Origin of the sequence: Buttiauxella sp. BIGb0471, assembly GCF_024807715.1 — a bacterium.
Taxonomy (GTDB): Bacteria; Pseudomonadota; Gammaproteobacteria; order Enterobacterales; family Enterobacteriaceae; genus Buttiauxella; species Buttiauxella agrestis.
Genome location: NZ_JANUEU010000003.1, coordinates 570,721 through 589,489, shown reverse-complemented (window position 1 = coordinate 589,489; position 18,769 = coordinate 570,721). Strand labels below are relative to the sequence as shown.

Sequence of the window (18,769 nt, the reverse complement as noted above, 5' to 3'; positions counted from 1 at the left end):
TCCCTTGAGTGACATGGCGAAAAACCTAATACTCTGGCTGGTCATCGCGGTTGTGCTGATGTCTGTGTTCCAGAGCTTTGGGCCCAGCGAGTCAAACGGCCGTAGGGTGGATTACTCCACTTTCCTGTCTGAAGTGAATCAGGACCAGGTTCGTGAAGCGAGTATCAATGGACGTGAAATCAAAGTTACCAAGAAAGATAGTAACCGATACACGACTTACATCCCCGTTAACGATCCTAAACTGCTTGATAACCTGCTGACCAAAAATGTGAAAGTAGTAGGCGAACCGCCTGAAGAGCCAAGCTTGCTGGCTTCTATTTTCATCTCCTGGTTCCCAATGCTATTGCTAATTGGGGTCTGGATCTTCTTTATGCGTCAGATGCAGGGCGGGGGTGGCAAAGGTGCCATGTCGTTCGGCAAGAGCAAGGCGCGTATGCTCACCGAAGACCAAATTAAGACCACTTTTGCTGATGTTGCTGGTTGTGACGAAGCAAAAGAAGAGGTTGCTGAACTGGTTGAGTACCTTCGTGAGCCAAGCCGTTTCCAGAAACTGGGCGGTAAAATTCCGAAAGGCGTGCTGATGGTTGGCCCTCCTGGTACCGGTAAAACCTTGCTGGCGAAAGCTATTGCAGGTGAAGCGAAAGTGCCGTTCTTTACTATTTCCGGTTCTGACTTCGTAGAAATGTTCGTCGGTGTGGGTGCATCCCGTGTTCGTGACATGTTCGAGCAAGCCAAGAAAGCGGCACCATGCATCATCTTTATCGATGAAATCGACGCCGTAGGCCGTCAGCGTGGCGCGGGTCTGGGTGGTGGTCACGATGAACGTGAACAAACACTGAACCAGATGCTGGTTGAAATGGATGGTTTCGAAGGTAACGAAGGTATCATCGTTATCGCTGCGACTAACCGTCCAGACGTACTTGACCCAGCATTGCTGCGTCCGGGCCGTTTCGACCGTCAGGTTGTGGTTGGTCTGCCAGATGTGCGTGGCCGTGAGCAAATCCTGAAAGTGCATAGCCGCCGAGTGCCACTGGCTCCAGACGTCGATCCAGCAATTATTGCACGTGGTACTCCAGGCTTCTCCGGTGCTGACCTTGCAAACCTGGTCAACGAAGCTGCTCTGTTTGCTGCCCGTGGCAACAAGCGCGTAGTGTCGATGGTTGAATTCGAAAAAGCGAAAGACAAAATCATGATGGGTGCGGAACGCCGCTCCATGGTGATGACGGAAGCGCAAAAAGAATCCACCGCATATCATGAAGCAGGGCATGCGATTATTGGTCGCCTGGTTCCAGAACACGATCCAGTGCATAAAGTAACGATTATTCCTCGCGGTCGTGCGTTGGGTGTAACGTTCTTCTTGCCGGAAGGTGATGCAATCAGCGCCAGCCGCCAGAAATTGGAAAGCCAGATTTCTACGCTGTACGGCGGTCGTCTTGCTGAAGAGATTATTTACGGCGCTGAGCATGTTTCTACCGGTGCGTCTAACGACATCAAAGTAGCGACATCTATTGCCCGTAACATGGTCACCCAATGGGGCTTCTCTGAGAAACTCGGTCCGTTGCTGTATGCGGAAGAGGATGGCGAAGTATTCCTGGGTCGTTCCGTGGCGAAAGCAAAACATATGTCCGATGAAACTGCGCGTATCATCGATCAGGAAGTGAAGCTGTTGATTGAGCGTAACTATGCTCGCGCACGCCAGCTCCTGAATGAAAATATGGATATTCTCCACACCATGAAAGACGCATTGATGAAGTATGAAACCATCGATGCGCCTCAGATTGATGACCTGATGAATCGTCGCGATGTGCGTCCGCCAGCAGGTTGGGAAGATTCAAACAACGGCAACAACAATTCTGATAATAACGGTACACCACGTGCACCGCGTCCGGTCGATGAACCGCGCACGCCGAATCCTGGAAATACTATGTCAGAGCAGTTGGGCGATAAATAAGTCGTCACTGCCAGATGTTAATGCAGTAATCTATAAAACCCTGGGCTTGTCCCGGGGTTTTTGTTTTTTTGTTTTTTTGTTTTAACCAAAGTCTATGCAGGGAATTTTGATGAAACTCACCGCACAGGGCACTACGCTCGATCTCTCGCACCCTCATATCATGGGGATCTTAAATGTCACACCCGATTCTTTTTCTGACGGTGGGCAGCACAATTCATTAGTGGAAGCCGTGAAACACGCGAATGCGATGATTAACGCTGGCGCGACGATTATTGATATTGGTGGTGAGTCCACGCGCCCCGGTGCGGCTGAAGTGAGTATCGACGAAGAGTTATCCCGTGTGATTCCTGCTGTGGAAGCCATTGCCCAGCGCTTTGAAGTGTGGATTTCTGTGGATACGTCGAAACCTGAAGTGATTCGTGAATCAGCAAGAGTCGGTGCGCATATCATCAATGATATTCGTTCCTTGCAAGAACCTGGCGCACTTGAAGCCGCCGCAGAAACAGGGTTACCTGTTTGCCTGATGCACATGCAGGGCGAACCTAAAAATATGCAGCAAGCGCCGCATTACGATGATGTCTTTGCCGATGTGAATCGCTTTTTTATCGACCAAATCGCTCGCTGCGAAGCAGCCGGAATCCCAAAAGAAAAATTGTTGCTCGACCCGGGCTTTGGTTTCGGTAAAAATCTAACCCATAATTATCAACTTTTAGCCCGACTCTCCGAATTCCACCACTTTGGCTTACCGCTGTTGGTGGGGATGTCGCGTAAATCAATGGTTGGCCAATTGCTGAACGTCGGACCGGATCAACGTCTGAGCGGCAGTCTTGCTTGCGCGGTAATATCTGCAATGCAAGGGGCTAATATCATTAGAGTTCACGATGTAAAAGAGTCAGTCGAAGCGATGCGCGTGGTGGAAGCCACACTTTCAGCGAAGGAAAAAAAACGCTATGAGTAACCGTAAATATTTTGGCACAGATGGCATCCGCGGTCGTGTAGGCGATTCTCCAATTACCCCTGACTTTGTGCTCAAGCTCGGCTGGGCTGCAGGTAAGGTATTAGCGCGCCACGGCTCGCGTAAAATTATTATCGGTAAAGACACCCGTATCTCTGGTTATATGCTGGAATCTGCTCTGGAAGCCGGTCTGGCGGCAGCAGGGCTGTCTGCCTCTTTCACTGGCCCGATGCCAACGCCTGCCGTTGCTTATCTGACCCGTGCATTCCGTGCTGAAGCAGGGATCGTTATCTCTGCATCCCATAACCCGTTCTATGATAACGGAATTAAATTCTTCTCCATCGACGGTACTAAATTGCCGGACGAAGTCGAAGAAGCTATCGAAGCGGAAATGGAAAAAGAAATTACCTGCGTGGATTCAGCGGAACTGGGCAAAGCCAGCCGAATCGTTGACGCTGCGGGTCGCTACATTGAATTCTGTAAAGGCACATTCCCGAACGAATTAAGCCTCAACAGCCTGAAAATTGTTGTCGATTGTGCCAACGGTGCAACGTACCACATTGCGCCAAATGTGCTGCGCGAGCTGGGTGCAACGGTTATTACTGTGGGCTGTGAGCCTAACGGCGTCAACATCAACGAAAAATGCGGTGCGACTGACGTGCGTATGCTTCAGGAGCGTGTGCTGGCTGAAAAGGCTGATATTGGTATCGCGCTTGATGGGGATGGCGACCGTGTCATCATGGTGGATAACCTGGGCCATAAAGTTGATGGCGACCAAATTCTTTACATCATTGCTCGCGAAGGTTTGCGTCAGGGCCAATTACGCGGTGGCGCTGTCGGTACGCTGATGAGCAATATGGGACTGGAACTGGCACTCAAACAGCTGGGTATTCCGTTTGCTCGCGCAAAAGTGGGCGACCGTTATGTTCTGGAAAAACTTCAGGAAAAAGGCTGGAGAATTGGCGCTGAAAACTCAGGCCACGTAATTCTTCTGGATAAAACCACTACTGGCGACGGTATCGTTGCAGGTTTGCAAGTACTCACAGCAATGGTGCGTAACCATATGAGCTTGCATGACTTGTGCAGCGGAATGAAATTATTCCCGCAAATTTTGGTTAATGTACGCTTTACCGCAGGCAGCGGTGATCCACTTGAACACGACTCAGTGAAAAAAGTGACTGCTGAAGTTGAAGAGGCGCTAGGCAATCGTGGCCGCGTGTTACTGCGTAAATCCGGCACAGAGCCTCTCATCCGCGTAATGGTGGAAGGTGAAGATGAAGCGTTGGTCATTGAATATGCCAACCGTATCGCTGATGCTGTAAAAGCAGTGTAAAGTCACGTTTGGTTATTGTGTGAAAAGGCGGCATTTGCCGCCTGTTTTCCAGGCGAAAGCGGGTGTGTTGCTGTTTTTTTCCGCAGTCAGCGAAATGTGAATAAATTGCCCTTGCGCAGTTCGAAGGCTTTGGTTAGTATTCTCACCCGCTTCAGTGGGTAAACTTAAACGTATCCGCTTGACTGGTTTGAAGCTTTGGTATGCGGTAATACCGCAAGGAACAGGTTGATAATATGTACGAAGCTCTTTTAGTTGTTTTCCTTATTGTAGCCTTGGGCCTTGTGGGTCTTATCATGCTGCAACAAGGTAAAGGCGCTGATATGGGAGCCTCTTTCGGAGCAGGCGCTTCCGCTACGCTGTTTGGTTCTAACGGTTCTGGTAACTTCATGACCCGTATGACCGCTGTGTTAGCAACGCTGTTCTTTATCATCAGCCTGGTACTGGGTAACCTCAATACCAACAAAACCGATAAAGGAAGTGTGTGGGATAACTTAACTCAGCCAACAAAAACTGAGTCACAGCCAGCGGCACCTACCAAGCCGAGCAGCGATATCCCGCAGTAAGTAGTAAGCTTCTGTACGGTAAGAAATGATTACCGTACGCAAAGTGCCGAGGTGGTGGAATTGGTAGACACGCTACCTTGAGGTGGTAGTGCCCGATTGGGCTTACGGGTTCAAGTCCCGTCCTCGGTACCAAAATATCTGCATTTCTTGCATTTTATGCAATATCGGCGTAATATTTGCCACGTTTTCGGACGCGGGGTGGAGCAGCCTGGTAGCTCGTCGGGCTCATAACCCGAAGGTCGTCGGTTCAAATCCGGCCCCCGCAACCACTTTCCCTGAGAGTTATTTTTCAAATATACTGTGAACACCAGTTGGTGCCTCGCGAAGAATTTAGAAAAAAATTCTCCTGGATGGTGTCCGGGCCGCAATCGCGGTGTACAGGGTTCAGTTATATAAAGCCTCGATTTATCGGGGTTTTTTGTTATCTGACTTCAGAATAACTGGGCTATATGCCCTTTTTTTATTTCTCGGGGGTGGGCTTGTCCACATTAGAGCAAAAATTAACAGAGATGATTTCAGCACCGGTCGAGGCGCTGGGCTATGAATTAGTCGGTATCGAATTCGTTCGAGGTCGCCAATCTACGCTGCGCATCTATATTGATAGTGAAGCTGGCATCAATGTTGATGATTGTGCTGATGTCAGTCACCAGGTAAGTGCAGTTCTGGATGTCGAAGACCCTATCACTGTAGCTTACAACCTGGAAGTTTCCTCACCAGGCCTTGATCGCCCAATGTTCACCGCAGAGCATTACGTTCGCTTTACCGGCGAAGAAGTGAGCATTGTGTTGCGAATGGCTGTGCAAAACCGTCGTAAATGGCAGGGTATAATTAAAGCCGTAGAAGGTGAGATGATCACGGTCACGGTGGAAGGTAAAGATGAAGTGTTCGCGCTGAGCAACATCCAGAAAGCGAACCTGGTACCCCACTTTTAATAGTTTGGATTGAGGTGAAAACCCAGGATGAACAAAGAAATTTTGGCTGTTGTAGAAGCAGTTTCCAATGAAAAATCACTGCCGCGCGAGAAGATTTTCGAAGCGCTGGAAAGTGCACTTGCAACAGCGACCAAGAAAAAATACGAACAAGAGATTGATGTGCGTGTCAGCATCGATCGTAAAAGTGGTGACTTCGATACTTTCCGCCGCTGGGTTATTGTTGAAGAAGTGACCCAACCTACGCGTGAAATTACCCTTGATGCAGCTCAATTCGAAGATCCAGAGCTGAATGTTGGCGGATACGTTGAAGACCAGATCGAATCTGTGACTTTCGACCGTATCACTACTCAGACCGCAAAACAGGTTATCGTACAAAAAGTACGTGAAGCTGAACGCGCAATGGTAGTTGATCAGTTCCGCGAGCTAGAAGGTGAGATCATCACAGGCGTGGTTAAGAAAGTTAACCGTGATAATATTTCGCTTGAAGTTCGCCCGATCGATGGCTCTAACACGAGTGCTGAAGCAGTAATTCCTCGCGAAGATATGTTACCGCGTGAAAACTTCCGCCCAGGTGACCGTATCCGCGGTGTGCTTTATGCTGTGCGTCCGGAAGCTCGCGGCGCTCAACTGTTTGTTAGTCGTTCCAAGCCTGAAATGCTGATCGAACTGTTCCGCATTGAAGTGCCGGAAATCGGCGAAGAAGTTATTGAAATTAAAGCTGCGGCGCGTGATCCTGGTTCTCGTGCGAAAATCGCTGTGAAAACCAACGATAAGCGTATCGACCCAGTAGGGGCTTGTGTTGGCATGCGTGGTGCGCGTGTCCAGGCTGTTTCTACTGAACTGGGTGGCGAGCGTATTGATATCGTGTTGTGGGACGATAACCCAGCGCAATTTGTTATCAATGCTATGGCTCCAGCAGACGTAGCTTCCATTGTTGTTGATGAAGACAAACATACAATGGACATCGCGGTAGAGGCAGGCAATCTGGCACAAGCTATCGGTCGTAATGGTCAGAACGTACGTCTGGCTGCTCAACTGAGCGGCTGGGAACTCAACGTTATGACTGTTGATGACCTGCAAGCTAAGCATCAGGCTGAAGCACATGCGGCCATTGATACCTTTACTAAATACCTCGAAATCGACGAGGACTTCGCCACTGTATTGGTAGAAGAAGGTTTCTCCACTCTCGAAGAACTGGCCTACGTGCCAATGAAAGAGCTGCTGGAAATTGATGGCCTTGATGAAGATACAGTGGAAGCATTACGTGATCGCGCCAAAAACGCCCTCACCACGCTGGCATTGGCGCAGGAAGAAAGCCTGGGCGATAACAAACCTAAAGAGGATCTGCTGAACCTCGAAGGTATGGATCGCAATCTGGCCTTTAAACTCGCTTCGCGCGGTGTGAGCTCGCTGGAAGACCTGGCTGAGCAAGGTGTCGACGATCTGTCAGATATTGAAGGTTTAACTAACGAGAAGGCCGGTGAATTGATTATGGCTGCTCGCAATATCTGCTGGTTTGGCGGCGAAGCGTAATAAACTGTAGCAGGAAGGAACAGCATGACAGATGTAACCGTAAAAGCGCTGGCCGCAGAGATTCAGACCTCCGTGGACCGCCTGGTACAGCAATTTGCTGATGCAGGGATCCCTAAGGCTGCTGATGATTCTGTCTCGGCCCAGGAGAAACAAACATTACTGGCGCACCTGAACCGTGAACATGGTTCTGCGCCAGATAAGTTGACATTACAGCGCAAAACGCGCAGTACTTTAAACATTCCAGGTACCGGTGGGAAAAGTAAATCGGTACAAATCGAAGTCCGCAAGAAGCGCACCTTTGTGAAACGTGATCCGCAAGAGACTGAACGTCTTGCCGCGGAAGAACAGGCGCAGCGTGAAGCGGAAGAGCAAGCCCAACGTGAGGCGCAGGAAGCTGCCAATCGTCAGGCGCAAGAAAAAGCTAAACGTGAAGCTGAAGATAAAGCTAAGCGTGAAGCCGCTGATAAAGCGAAACGTGAAGCTGCGGAAAAAGACAAAGTGAGCAATCAACAAGACGATATGACGAAAAGCGCCCAGGCCGACAAAGCCCGCCGCGAAGCAGAAGCTGCCGAGCTGAAGCGCGCTGCTGAAGAAGAAGCCCGTCGCAAATTAGAAGAAGACGCCCGCCGTGTAGCTGAAGAGGCCCGTAAAATGGCTGAAGCTAACGCAGGTGTATGGACGGAAGAAGAGAAAGTGGAAGACGACAAATCTGATTACCATGTCACCACCTCTCAGCATGCTCGCCAGGCTGAAGACGAAAACGACCGTGAAGTTGAAGCAGGTCGTACTCGCGCTCGCACTGCGACAACTAAAGCACCACGCCAGAAAAAAGGCGGCAAACACGGCGAGTCTAAAGCTGACCGTGAAGAAGCTCGTGCTGCAGTTCGTGGTGGTAAAGGCAAGCGTAAACCAAGTTCACTGCAGCAGGGCTTCAACAAGCCTGCACAGGCAGTTAACCGTGACGTCGTAATCGGCGAAACCGTTACTGTTGCAGAACTGGCTAACAAAATGGCTGTTAAAGGCTCTCAGGTCATCAAAGCAATGATGAAACTGGGTGCAATGGCAACCATCAACCAGGTCATCGACCAGGAAACCGCACAGCTGGTTGCCGAAGAGATGGGCCACAAAGTAATCCTGCGTCGTGAAAACGAACTGGAAGAAGCGTTGATGAGCGACCGTGACACTGACGCAGTTGCTGAGTCACGTGCGCCGGTTGTTACCATCATGGGTCACGTTGACCACGGTAAAACTTCACTGCTCGACTACATTCGCTCTACTAAAGTAGCGTCTGGCGAAGCGGGTGGTATTACCCAGCACATCGGTGCATACCACGTAGAAACTGACAACGGTATGGTTACCTTCCTGGATACTCCGGGCCACGCAGCGTTTACTTCTATGCGTGCTCGTGGTGCTCAGGCGACGGATATCGTTGTTCTGGTTGTTGCTGCAGACGATGGCGTAATGCCACAAACTATCGAAGCTATCCAGCACGCGAAAGCGGCGCAGGTGCCGGTAGTTGTTGCGGTGAATAAAATCGATAAGCCAGAAGCTGATCCAGACCGCGTTAAGCAGGAACTGTCTCAGTACGGCATCATGCCAGAAGAGTGGGGCGGCGAAAGCCAGTTCATCCACGTGTCTGCTAAAGCAGGTACAGGTATTGACGAACTGCTGGACGCAATCCTGCTGCAAGCTGAAGTTCTTGAACTGAAAGCAATGCGTGACGGTATGGCGAGCGGTGTGGTTATCGAATCCTTCCTTGATAAAGGTCGTGGTCCGGTAGCAACTGTTCTGGTTCGTGAAGGTTCCCTGAACAAAGGCGACATCGTTCTTTGTGGTTTCGAATATGGCCGTGTTCGTGCAATGCGTGACGAAATGGGTCGTGAAGTGACTGAAGCGGGTCCGTCTATTCCTGTTGAAATCCTGGGTCTGTCCGGTGTTCCGGCAGCGGGTGATGAAGTAACAGTTGTTCGTGACGAGAAAAAAGCTCGTGAAGTTGCTCTGTATCGTCAGGGTAAATTCCGCGAAGTTAAACTGGCTCGCCAGCAGAAATCTAAGCTGGAAAACATGTTCGCCAACATGACCGAAGGCGAAGTGTCTGAAGTGAACGTTGTGCTCAAAGCAGACGTTCAGGGTTCTGTTGAAGCGATCAGCGATTCCCTGCTGAAACTGTCTACTGATGAAGTTAAAGTTAAAATCATCGGTTCAGGCGTGGGCGGTATCACTGAGACTGACGCAACGCTTGCTGCAGCTTCTAACGCTATTCTGGTTGGCTTCAACGTACGTGCTGATGCATCTGCACGCCGCGTAATTGAATCTGAAAGCCTGGATCTGCGTTACTACTCCGTCATCTATCATCTGATTGACGAAGTTAAAGCAGCAATGAGCGGTATGCTGTCTCCGGAACTGAAACAACAGATCCTCGGCCTGGCCGAAGTTCGCGACGTGTTCAAATCGCCTAAATTTGGCGCAATCGCAGGTTGTATGGTTACCGAAGGTGTGGTCAAACGTCACAACCCAATCCGTGTACTGCGCGACAACGTTGTTATCTATGAAGGCGAGCTGGAATCTCTGCGCCGCTTCAAAGATGACGCGAACGAAGTTCGTAACGGTATGGAATGTGGTATCGGCGTGAAGAACTACAACGATGTGCGTGTTGGTGACGTGATCGAAGTATTCGAAATCATCGAAATCCAGCGTACTATCGCCTGATATCAGCCGAGTACATAGCTAATATCTTTAGGGGGCCGAGCGCCCCCTGATTTTATGGAGAATTTATTATGGCGAAAGAATTTGGTCGCCCGCAGCGTGTTTCTCAGGAATTGCAGAAAGAAATCGCAATCATCCTGCAACGCGAAATTAAAGATCCGCGTCTGGGCATGATGACCACCGTTTCTGGTGTCGAAGTGTCACGTGACCTGGCTTATGCCAAAGTGTTTGTAACCTTCCTGAACGATAAAGACGAACAGGCTGTTAAAGAAGGCATCAAAGTTCTGCAAGATGCTTCTGGTTACATTCGTTCTTTGCTGGGCAAAGCAATGCGCCTGCGCATCGTGCCTGAATTGACCTTCTTCTACGATAACTCGTTAGTAGAAGGTATGCGCATGTCGAATCTGGTTTCCAACGTCATCAGAAATGATGATGAGCGCCGTGTAAACGATACGGATGACAGCAAGGAGGATTAATGAGTCGTCCTCGTCGTCGTGGTCGTGATATCCACGGAGTGCTGTTGTTAGATAAACCTCAGGGCTTATCTTCCAACGATGCGTTGCAGAAAGTTAAGCGTATTTATAACGCTAACCGTGCCGGTCATACCGGAGCGCTTGACCCGCTTGCAACCGGAATGCTGCCGATTTGCCTCGGTGAAGCGACAAAATTCTCGCGCTATCTGCTGGACTCCGATAAGCGTTACCGTGTTATTGCCCGCCTTGGGCAGCGCACTGATACTTCTGATGCTGATGGCACAGTCGTTCAGGAGCGTCCGGTAGCCTTTACCGAGAAACAGCTGGCGCAAGCGTTAGAAAGCTTTCGTGGTGAAACACAGCAAGTTCCATCAATGTACTCTGCACTGAAATATCAAGGCAAGCCACTTTATGAGTATGCGCGTCAGGGTATCGAAGTGCCGCGTGAAGCGCGGTCTATCACGGTTTACGAACTTCTGTTTATTCGCCATGAAGGCAATGAACTTGAGTTGGAAATTCACTGTTCTAAGGGAACGTACATCCGGACCATCACTGATGATTTAGGTGAGAAACTCGGTTGTGGTGCCCATGTGACTTTCCTGCGTCGCCTTGCAGTAAGCAAGTATCCAGTCGAACGCATGGTAACGCTTGAGCAATTGCATGCATTGGTAGAGCAAGCACAAGCGCAAGAAATTGAGTCATCCGTGCTGTTAGATCCGTTATTGATGCCAATGGATAGCCCTGCGTCGGATTTCCCAATCGTGAATTTATTACCTGCTGTTGCGGGTTACTTCAAGAATGGGCAGCCGGTGCAAGTCTCGGGTAGCCCAGCAGAAGGGCTAGTCCGCGTCACCGAAGGTGATGAAGGCAAATTTATCGGCATGGCCGAAATAGACGATGATGGACGCGTTGCGCCTCGTCGTCTGGTCGTTGAGTATCCGCTCTGACACCTGGAGTTGCCTTGCGATAAGCGGTGGCTACAGGTAAAATGGCGCGGCTTAACTTTCATACCTTTGTTTAACATTGTTGTGAAAGTGCACTGGAGTTGCTGAATTAGAGATCGGCACTCTATCTTTTTATCTATAATTTTGGAGTTTAAAATGTCTCTAAGCGTTGAAGCTAAAGCTAAGATCGTTTCTGAGTTTGGTCGTGGTACTAACGACAGCGGTTCTACCGAAGTTCAGGTTGCACTGCTGACTGCACAGATTAACCACCTGCAAGGTCACTTTGCAGAGCACAAAAAAGATCACCACAGCCGTCGTGGTCTGCTGCGTATGGTTTCTCAGCGTCGTAAACTGCTCGACTACCTGAAGCGTAAAGATGTAGCACGTTACACCAGCCTGATCGAGCGTCTGGGTCTGCGTCGCTAAGTCTTGCGAGTTTCAGAAAAAGGGGCCTTTTAAGGCCCCTTTTTTCAACCATATGGCAGCAATTCTATGGAAACTAATGTATTGTTGCAGGGTGTGATCTTTGTTGCAGAGGTTCGCGCGGCTAATGAGAGGCTTTATCCGCATGGGCGGGTCAGGGTTGTCATTAGTCGCGAGGATGCGATGAAGGTCGGGTTAAACGGAGCAAGTGCAATCACCTGCTACCAAAGATTATTAAGGATATTATTTTGCTAACTCCGATTGTCCGTAAATTTCAATACGGTCAGCATACGGTCACAATAGAGACCGGTATGATGGCTCGCCAGGCTACCGCAGCAGTAATGGTAAGCATGGACGACACAGCTGTATTCGTGACCGTAGTCGGTCAGAAAAAAGCGAAAGCAGGTCAAGACTTCTTCCCACTGACTGTTAACTATCAGGAGCGTACTTACGCTGCTGGTCGTATCCCAGGCAGCTTCTTCCGTCGTGAAGGCCGTCCAAGCGAAGGCGAAACACTGATTGCGCGTCTGATTGACCGTCCAGTGCGTCCGCTGTTCCCGGAAGGCTTCGTGAACGAAGTTCAGGTTATCGCGACCGTTGTTTCTGTGAACCCACAAGTTCACCCAGACATCGTTGCCATGATCGGTGCTTCTGCAGCTCTTAGCCTGTCTGGTATTCCATTCAATGGTCCAATTGGTTCTGCTCGCGTGGGCTACATCAATGACCAGTACGTGCTGAACCCAACTGCTGACGAACTGAAAACCAGCAAGCTGGATCTGGTTGTTGCCGGTACCGAAGGTGCTGTGCTGATGGTTGAATCAGAAGCTGAACTGCTGAGCGAAGACCAGATGCTCGGCGCGGTAGTGTTTGGCCACGAACAACAGCAAGTTGTTATCCAGAACATCAACTCTCTGGTTGCTGAAGCTGGCAAACCGCGTTGGGACTGGCAGCCAGAAGCTGTTAACGAAGCGCTGAATGCGCGCGTTGCTGCACTTGCTGAATCCCGCCTGAGCGATGCTTACCGTATCACTGATAAGCAAGAGCGTTACGCACAAGTCGACATCATCAAATCTGACGTTATCGCTGCACTGTCAGCTGAAGACGATTCAATTGATGCTGGCGAAGTCAGCGACATTCTGCACGCTATCGAGAAAAATGTTGTTCGTAGCCGTATTCTGGCTGGCGAGCTGCGTATCGATGGCCGTGAAAAAGACATGATCCGTGGTCTGGATGTGCGTACTGGCGTTCTGCCACGTACTCACGGTTCTGCACTGTTCACCCGTGGTGAAACTCAGGCGCTGGTTACAGCAACTCTGGGTACTGCTCGTGATGCACAGAACCTGGACGAGTTGATGGGCGAACGTACCGACAACTTCCTGTTCCACTACAACTTCCCTCCGTACTCCGTAGGCGAAACCGGCATGGTCGGTTCACCGAAGCGTCGTGAGATTGGTCACGGTCGTCTGGCTAAGCGTGGCGTACTGGCTGTTATGCCAGAAGCTGACCGCTTCCCGTACACCGTGCGTGTAGTGTCTGAAATCACTGAATCTAACGGTTCTTCTTCCATGGCTTCCGTATGTGGTGCTTCTCTGGCACTGATGGATGCAGGCGTGCCAATCAAAGCCGCTGTAGCCGGTATTGCGATGGGTCTGGTCAAAGAAGGCGAAAACTTTGTTGTTCTGTCTGACATTCTGGGTGACGAAGATCACCTGGGCGACATGGACTTTAAAGTTGCTGGTAGCCGTGAGGGTATCTCTGCACTGCAGATGGATATCAAAATCGAAGGTATCACCCGCGAAATCATGCAGGTGGCTCTGAACCAGGCTAAGGGTGCGCGTCTGCATATCCTTGGCGTGATGGAACAAGCTATCAATGCACCACGTGGTGATATCTCTGAGTTCGCTCCACGTATTCACACTATCAAAATCAACCCGGACAAGATCAAAGACGTGATCGGTAAGGGTGGTTCTGTGATTCGTGCACTGACCGAAGAAACCGGTACTACCATTGAAATCGAAGATGACGGCACAGTTAAGATTGCTGCAACCGACGGCGACAAAGCGAAATTCGCAATTCGTCGTATCGAAGAGATCACTGCTGAGATCGAAGTCGGCCGTATCTACCAGGGTAAAGTTACTCGTATCGTAGATTTCGGTGCATTCGTTGCTATCGGCGGCGGCAAAGAAGGTCTGGTGCACATTTCTCAAATCGCTGACAAGCGTGTAGAGAAAGTGACTGACTACCTGCAAATGGGTCAAGAAGTTCCAGTTAAAGTACTGGAAGTTGACCGCCAGGGCCGTGTACGTCTGAGCATCAAAGAAGCAACTGAGCAGTCTCCAGCAGAAAGCGCAGCACCTGCTGCACCAGAAGCTGAGTAAGCGATACCGATTAAGCTCCCCGTGGCAACATGGGGAGCTGTTTATTACGGGGCAGGGAGTCTCGTTTTAGGGCCGGCGGACAGGACGTCATCCAATTGTTGTCTTCGGGAGTGGGAAATGAAGCCTTTTTTGCGCTGGTGTTTCGTTGCGACAGCTCTCACGCTGGCAGGATGCAGCAACTCTGCCTGGCGTAAAAGTGAAGTCCTGGCGGTGCCTTTGCAGCCGACTTTGCAGCAAGAAGTCATTCTTGCACGCATGGAACAGATACTTGCCAGCAGGGCTTTAACCGATGATGAACGCGCACAGCTTTTATATGAGCGCGGAGTGTTGTATGATAGCCTCGGCTTGCGGGCTCTGGCGCGAAATGATTTTTCACAAGCGTTGGCAATCCGCCCCGATATGCCTGAAGTATTCAATTACTTAGGTATATATTTAACGCAGGCAGGCAATTTTGATGCTGCCTATGAAGCGTTTGATTCTGTACTTGAGCTTGATCCAACTTACAACTACGCGCATTTAAATCGCGGTATCGCCCTCTACTACGGTGGTCGTTATCGTTTAGCGCAAGATGATCTGCTAGCGTTTTATCAAGACGATCCCAATGATCCTTTCCGTAGTCTGTGGCTCTACATTGCTGAAAGCAATTTAGATGCAAAGCAGGCTAAGGTGGCGTTACAACAACGCCTCGATAAATCGGATAAAGAGCAATGGGGATGGAACATTGTCGAGTTCTACCTGGGGAACATTAACGAAAAAACGTTAATGGAACGCCTCGAGGCGGACGCAACGGATAACACCTCGCTCGCTGAGCATCTCAGTGAAACCAACTTCTATTTAGGTAAGTACTACCTAAGTCTGGGGGAAAAGGACAGCGCCACGGCACTGTTCAAGTTAGCGGTCGCTAACAACGTACACAACTACGTTGAGCATCGTTATGCATTGTTGGAATTAGCGCTCTTGGGCCAGGAGCAAGATGACCTGGCAGAATCGGACCAGCAATAGCTGACGAACATCGATCAGCCCATAAACTTTTTTATTAAAGTCATCACCTTAACGGGTGAGGGCGTTTTTGTTCGTTAATCAACCAAATTTGAGCCGGTTCACACTTTTCAATGAAAATTGCAGGTCAATTTCACGATGAGTTATGTAGACTGGCCGCCATCTACGAGGCACGTGTACTACATGACTGACATCATCGAGACTACTACTATCGAAACTACTTTTTCTGATCTGGGTCTTAACGACTCCATCCTTAAAGCCCTGAACGATCTGGGTTACGAAAAACCATCTCCAATCCAGGCAGAGTGTATCCCACAGCTGCTGGCTGGCCGCGATGTGCTGGGTATGGCCCAGACGGGTAGCGGCAAAACTGCAGCGTTTTCTTTGCCGCTGCTGCACAACCTTGATCCAGAGCTGAAAGCACCACAAATCCTGGTGCTGGCACCGACCCGCGAACTGGCGGTTCAGGTTGCTGAAGCCATGACGGATTTCTCTAAACATATGCACGGCGTAAACGTTGTAGCCCTTTACGGTGGCCAGCGTTATGACGTGCAGTTGCGCGCCCTGCGTCAGGGACCACAAATTGTTGTGGGTACCCCAGGTCGTCTGCTTGACCACTTAAAACGCGGTACGCTGAATCTGTCCAACCTGAAAGGTCTGGTACTGGACGAAGCTGATGAAATGTTGCGTATGGGCTTCATCGAAGACGTTGAAACCATCATGGCTCAGATTCCAGAAGGTCATCAGACCGCTCTGTTCTCTGCAACTATGCCAGAAGCGATTCGTCGTATTACCCGTCGCTTCATGAAAGATCCGCAGGAAGTTCGCATTCAGTCTAGCGTTACTACTCGCCCGGACATCAGCCAGAGCTACTGGACTGTGCACGGTATGCGTAAGAACGAAGCACTGGTTCGTTTCCTTGAGTCTGAAGATTTTGATGCGGCGATCATTTTCGTACGTACCAAAAACGCAACTCTGGAAGTGGCAGAAGCGCTGGAACAAAGCGGCTATAACAGTGCTGCACTGAACGGTGACATGAACCAGGCGTTGCGTGAGCAAACTCTGGAGCGTCTGAAAGACGGTCGTCTGGACATCCTGATTGCAACCGACGTTGCAGCTCGTGGTCTGGACGTTGAGCGTATCAGCCTGGTTGTTAACTACGACATCCCGATGGACTCTGAATCTTACGTTCACCGTATCGGTCGTACCGGTCGTGCAGGTCGTGCTGGCCGTGCTCTGCTGTTCGTTGAGAACCGCGAGCGTCGTCTGCTGCGTAACATCGAACGCACCATGAAGCTGACTATTCCTGAAGTTGAACTGCCAAACCGTGAACTGCTGAGCGAGCGTCGCCTGGCTAAGTTTGCCGCTAAAGTTCAGCAGCAACTGGAAAGCAGCGATCTGGATCTGTACCGTGGTCTGCTGGCGAAAATCCAACCTTCTGCTGAATCAGAAGAAGCGCTGGATATGGAAACACTGGCTGCAGCACTGCTGAAAATGGCACAGGGCGAACGTCCTCTGATCCTGCCACCAGATGCGCCAATGCGTCCACGTCGTGAATTCCGTGAACGTGATGAGCGTTTCGAACGTTCAGACCGTGCACCACGTGGCGATCGTCCAGATCGTGCACCACGCGGTGACCGTCCAGAGCGTTCAGATCGTCCACAGCGTGATGGCGATGCACCACGTCGCGAACGTCGTGATGTTGGCGATATGGAACTGTACCGTATTGAAGTTGGCCGTGATGATGGTGTTGAAGTTCGTCATATCGTTGGCGCTATCGCTAACGAAGGTGATATCAGCAGCCGTTACATCGGTAACATCAAGCTGTTCGGTACTCACTCTACTATCGAACTGCCAAAAGGCATGCCGGGCGAAATCCTGCAGCACTTTACCCGTACTCGTATTCTGAACAAACCAATGAATATGCAGTTGATGGGTGATGCACAACCTCGTACTGATCGTGGCGGCGAACGTCGTGGCGGTGGTGCTGGTGCAGGTGCTGGCCGTAGCTTCGGTGGTGGTGAGCGTCGTGAAGGCGGTCGCGGTCCACGTCGTGATGGCCCTGCAGGTGCTGGTGCTCCACGTAGCTTCAGCGGCGAACGTCGTGAAGGCGGTCGTGGCCCACGTCGTGAAGATGGTGCAGCTCCAACTCGTCGTCGTACAACTGAAGCTTAATTGACAGAAGTTTATGCCTGCTGTTTATCAGCAGGCAGTGATAAAAATCCTGGTTATTGCGACCGGGATTTTTTTTATCCAAATTGTACTCATGTACTGGTACAATGTTGCGCAGCAAACCTGTCGCTTCGACAGTCGTTCATTGTTTCAGGAATTCGTATGGCAACCTTATCTACCACTCACGCATCGCCGTCTATTTTCGGCGGGGTCATGATTATTGGCGGCACAATTATTGGTGCGGGGATGTTTTCTCTGCCAGTGGTTATGTCTGGTGCGTGGTTTTTCTGGTCACTAGCTGCGCTGCTGGTGACGTGGTTTTGTATGCTGCACTCTGGTTTGATGATTCTCGAAGCCAATCTTAATTATCGAGTCGGCTCGAGTTTCGATACCGTGACTAAAGATTTATTGGGCAAAGGCTGGAATCTGATTAACGGCCTGTCCATCGCGTTTGTGCTGTATATCCTGACCTACGCCTATATTTCGGCGAGCGGTTCAGTTATCCATCACACGCTTGGCAAAATGTCTGTCGATTTCCCTGCAAGATTTGCCGGGTTGATCTTTGCCCTGGTGGTGGCGTTTATTGTCTGGATGAGCACGCGCGCCGTTAGCCGCATGACCACGATCGTTCTCGGTGCAAAAATACTCACTTTCTTTATGACGTTTGGCGGCTTGATGTGGCACGTCGAACCGGCAACATTACTGGATAGCAAAGCGATTAATCCGAGCTATTTGCCGTATCTATTTATGACACTGCCATTTTGTCTCGCCTCATTTGGCTATCACGGTAATGTGCCGAGCCTGATGAAGTATTACGGCAAAGATCCGCAAACTATTAAACGTTGCCTTGTCTGGGGAACGCTGATGGCATTGGTGCTGTACATCATTTGGTTGGTGGGCAGCATGGGAAATATTCCGCGCAGTGATTTTATTGCCATTGCCGACAAAGGTGGAAATATTGATGTGCTGGTTGGGGCGTTAAGTGGTGTGTTGAATAGCCGTACGTTGGACTTGCTGCTGATCGTGTTCTCTAACTTTGCGGTTGCGAGTTCCTTCCTGGGCGTGACGTTAGGATTATTCGATTACCTGGCTGATTTATTTAAGTTCGATGACTCACCGATGGGGCGCCTGAAAACCGCGTTGGTGACATTTATCCCGCCAATGTTAGGCGGTGTAATCTGGCCTGATGGGTTTATCTACGCGATTGGTTTTGCCGGGCTGGCTGCGACTATCTGGGCGGCTATCGTTCCCGCACTGTTGGCAAAAGCCTCACGTAAAAAGTTTGGCAGCCCAATTTATCGGGTGTGGGGCGGCAATAAAATGATTGCGCTGATTCTGATCTTTGGTGTGACAAACGCAGCAATTCATATCCTTTCAAGCTTCGATCTATTACCGGTTTATCATTAA

At 50.2% G+C, this 18,769-nt stretch carries 15 protein-coding genes and 2 tRNA genes; all 17 read left to right on the top strand.

The genetic code is table 11. The annotated features are described in order from the left end of the window. The first annotated feature begins 13 nt into the window (after nucleotides 1-13). The 17 genes from ftsH to mtr all read left to right on the top strand — a co-directional run bounded on the left by ftsH (nucleotide 14) and on the right by mtr (nucleotide 18,769). Complete coding sequence (gene ftsH / locus M2371_RS13445) at nucleotides 14-1,951, top strand: ATP-dependent zinc metalloprotease FtsH (RefSeq protein WP_172893120.1); 1,938 nt, start codon at nucleotides 14-16, stop codon at nucleotides 1,949-1,951. Nucleotides 1,952-2,060: 109 nt separating this feature from the next. Then, nucleotides 2,061-2,909 (top strand): dihydropteroate synthase, encoded by an 849-nt coding sequence (gene folP / locus M2371_RS13440; protein WP_259267939.1) that lies wholly within the window; start codon nucleotides 2,061-2,063, stop codon nucleotides 2,907-2,909. Further along, nucleotides 2,902-4,239 carry a phosphoglucosamine mutase gene (glmM, locus tag M2371_RS13435; RefSeq protein ID WP_034498822.1) on the top strand — a complete coding sequence of 446 codons (1,338 nt, stop codon included), beginning with the start codon at nucleotides 2,902-2,904 and terminating at the stop codon, nucleotides 4,237-4,239. The genes folP and glmM overlap by 8 nt, the downstream gene beginning before the upstream one ends. 233 nt (nucleotides 4,240-4,472) lie before the next feature. Continuing rightward, on the top strand, nucleotides 4,473-4,802 hold the full coding sequence (secG, locus tag M2371_RS13430; protein ID WP_034498820.1) for a preprotein translocase subunit SecG: 330 nt from the start codon (nucleotides 4,473-4,475) through the stop codon (nucleotides 4,800-4,802). 45 nt (nucleotides 4,803-4,847) lie between these two features. Further along, a tRNA-Leu gene (locus tag M2371_RS13425) sits at nucleotides 4,848-4,934 on the top strand. Between the two features lie 60 nt (nucleotides 4,935-4,994). Continuing rightward, a tRNA-Met gene (locus tag M2371_RS13420) sits at nucleotides 4,995-5,071 on the top strand. Nucleotides 5,072-5,281: 210 nt separating this feature from the next. Continuing rightward, a complete protein-coding gene (rimP, locus tag M2371_RS13415; RefSeq protein ID WP_034498954.1) occupies nucleotides 5,282-5,734 on the top strand; it encodes a ribosome maturation factor RimP in 453 nt (150 codons plus the stop codon). A 27-nt stretch (nucleotides 5,735-5,761) separates the two neighbouring features. Beyond that, nucleotides 5,762-7,267, top strand: coding sequence for a transcription termination factor NusA (gene nusA / locus M2371_RS13410; protein ID WP_034498819.1), 1,506 nt, complete (start codon nucleotides 5,762-5,764; stop codon nucleotides 7,265-7,267). A 24-nt stretch (nucleotides 7,268-7,291) separates the two neighbouring features. Further along, nucleotides 7,292-9,976, top strand: a complete 2,685-nt coding sequence (gene infB, locus M2371_RS13405) for a translation initiation factor IF-2 (RefSeq protein WP_034498817.1) — start codon at nucleotides 7,292-7,294, stop codon at nucleotides 9,974-9,976. Between the two features lie 68 nt (nucleotides 9,977-10,044). Continuing rightward, nucleotides 10,045-10,449, top strand: a complete 405-nt coding sequence (rbfA, locus tag M2371_RS13400) for a 30S ribosome-binding factor RbfA (RefSeq protein WP_034459684.1) — start codon at nucleotides 10,045-10,047, stop codon at nucleotides 10,447-10,449. Next, complete coding sequence (gene truB, locus M2371_RS13395) at nucleotides 10,449-11,393, top strand: tRNA pseudouridine(55) synthase TruB (RefSeq protein ID WP_172893122.1); 945 nt, start codon at nucleotides 10,449-10,451, stop codon at nucleotides 11,391-11,393. The genes rbfA and truB overlap by 1 nt, the downstream gene beginning before the upstream one ends. A gap of 153 nt (nucleotides 11,394-11,546) precedes the next feature. Then, a complete protein-coding gene (rpsO, locus tag M2371_RS13390; RefSeq protein ID WP_002434239.1) occupies nucleotides 11,547-11,816 on the top strand; it encodes a 30S ribosomal protein S15 in 270 nt (89 codons plus the stop codon). A 245-nt stretch (nucleotides 11,817-12,061) separates the two neighbouring features. Next, entirely contained in the window at nucleotides 12,062-14,191 is a 2,130-nt protein-coding gene (gene pnp, locus M2371_RS13385) for a polyribonucleotide nucleotidyltransferase (RefSeq protein ID WP_147295619.1), read from the top strand. A 117-nt stretch (nucleotides 14,192-14,308) separates the two neighbouring features. Beyond that, nucleotides 14,309-15,193 (top strand): lipoprotein NlpI, encoded by an 885-nt coding sequence (gene nlpI, locus M2371_RS13380; RefSeq protein ID WP_034498810.1) that lies wholly within the window; start codon nucleotides 14,309-14,311, stop codon nucleotides 15,191-15,193. A 110-nt stretch (nucleotides 15,194-15,303) separates the two neighbouring features. Beyond that, complete coding sequence (gene yrbN, locus M2371_RS13375) at nucleotides 15,304-15,381, top strand: protein YrbN (RefSeq protein WP_110510645.1); 78 nt, start codon at nucleotides 15,304-15,306, stop codon at nucleotides 15,379-15,381. Next, entirely contained in the window at nucleotides 15,374-17,365 is a 1,992-nt protein-coding gene (locus M2371_RS13370) for a DEAD/DEAH family ATP-dependent RNA helicase (RefSeq protein WP_034498808.1), read from the top strand. The genes yrbN and M2371_RS13370 overlap by 8 nt, the downstream gene beginning before the upstream one ends. Before the next feature lie 159 nt (nucleotides 17,366-17,524). Beyond that, a complete protein-coding gene (gene mtr, locus M2371_RS13365) occupies nucleotides 17,525-18,769 on the top strand; it encodes a tryptophan permease (protein WP_259267938.1) in 1,245 nt (414 codons plus the stop codon).

Coding starts and splice junctions, on each gene's coding strand:
- ftsH (WP_172893120.1), top strand. CDS start 14: ATGGCGAAAAACCTAATACTCTGGCTGGTCATCGCGGTTGTGCTGATG.
- folP (WP_259267939.1), top strand. CDS start 2,061: ATGAAACTCACCGCACAGGGCACTACGCTCGATCTCTCGCACCCTCAT.
- glmM (WP_034498822.1), top strand. CDS start 2,902: ATGAGTAACCGTAAATATTTTGGCACAGATGGCATCCGCGGTCGTGTA.
- secG (WP_034498820.1), top strand. CDS start 4,473: ATGTACGAAGCTCTTTTAGTTGTTTTCCTTATTGTAGCCTTGGGCCTT.
- nusA (WP_034498819.1), top strand. CDS start 5,762: ATGAACAAAGAAATTTTGGCTGTTGTAGAAGCAGTTTCCAATGAAAAA.
- infB (WP_034498817.1), top strand. CDS start 7,292: ATGACAGATGTAACCGTAAAAGCGCTGGCCGCAGAGATTCAGACCTCC.
- rbfA (WP_034459684.1), top strand. CDS start 10,045: ATGGCGAAAGAATTTGGTCGCCCGCAGCGTGTTTCTCAGGAATTGCAG.
- truB (WP_172893122.1), top strand. CDS start 10,449: ATGAGTCGTCCTCGTCGTCGTGGTCGTGATATCCACGGAGTGCTGTTG.
- rpsO (WP_002434239.1), top strand. CDS start 11,547: ATGTCTCTAAGCGTTGAAGCTAAAGCTAAGATCGTTTCTGAGTTTGGT.
- nlpI (WP_034498810.1), top strand. CDS start 14,309: ATGAAGCCTTTTTTGCGCTGGTGTTTCGTTGCGACAGCTCTCACGCTG.
- yrbN (WP_110510645.1), top strand. CDS start 15,304: ATGAAAATTGCAGGTCAATTTCACGATGAGTTATGTAGACTGGCCGCC.
- M2371_RS13370 (WP_034498808.1), top strand. CDS start 15,374: ATGACTGACATCATCGAGACTACTACTATCGAAACTACTTTTTCTGAT.
- mtr (WP_259267938.1), top strand. CDS start 17,525: ATGGCAACCTTATCTACCACTCACGCATCGCCGTCTATTTTCGGCGGG.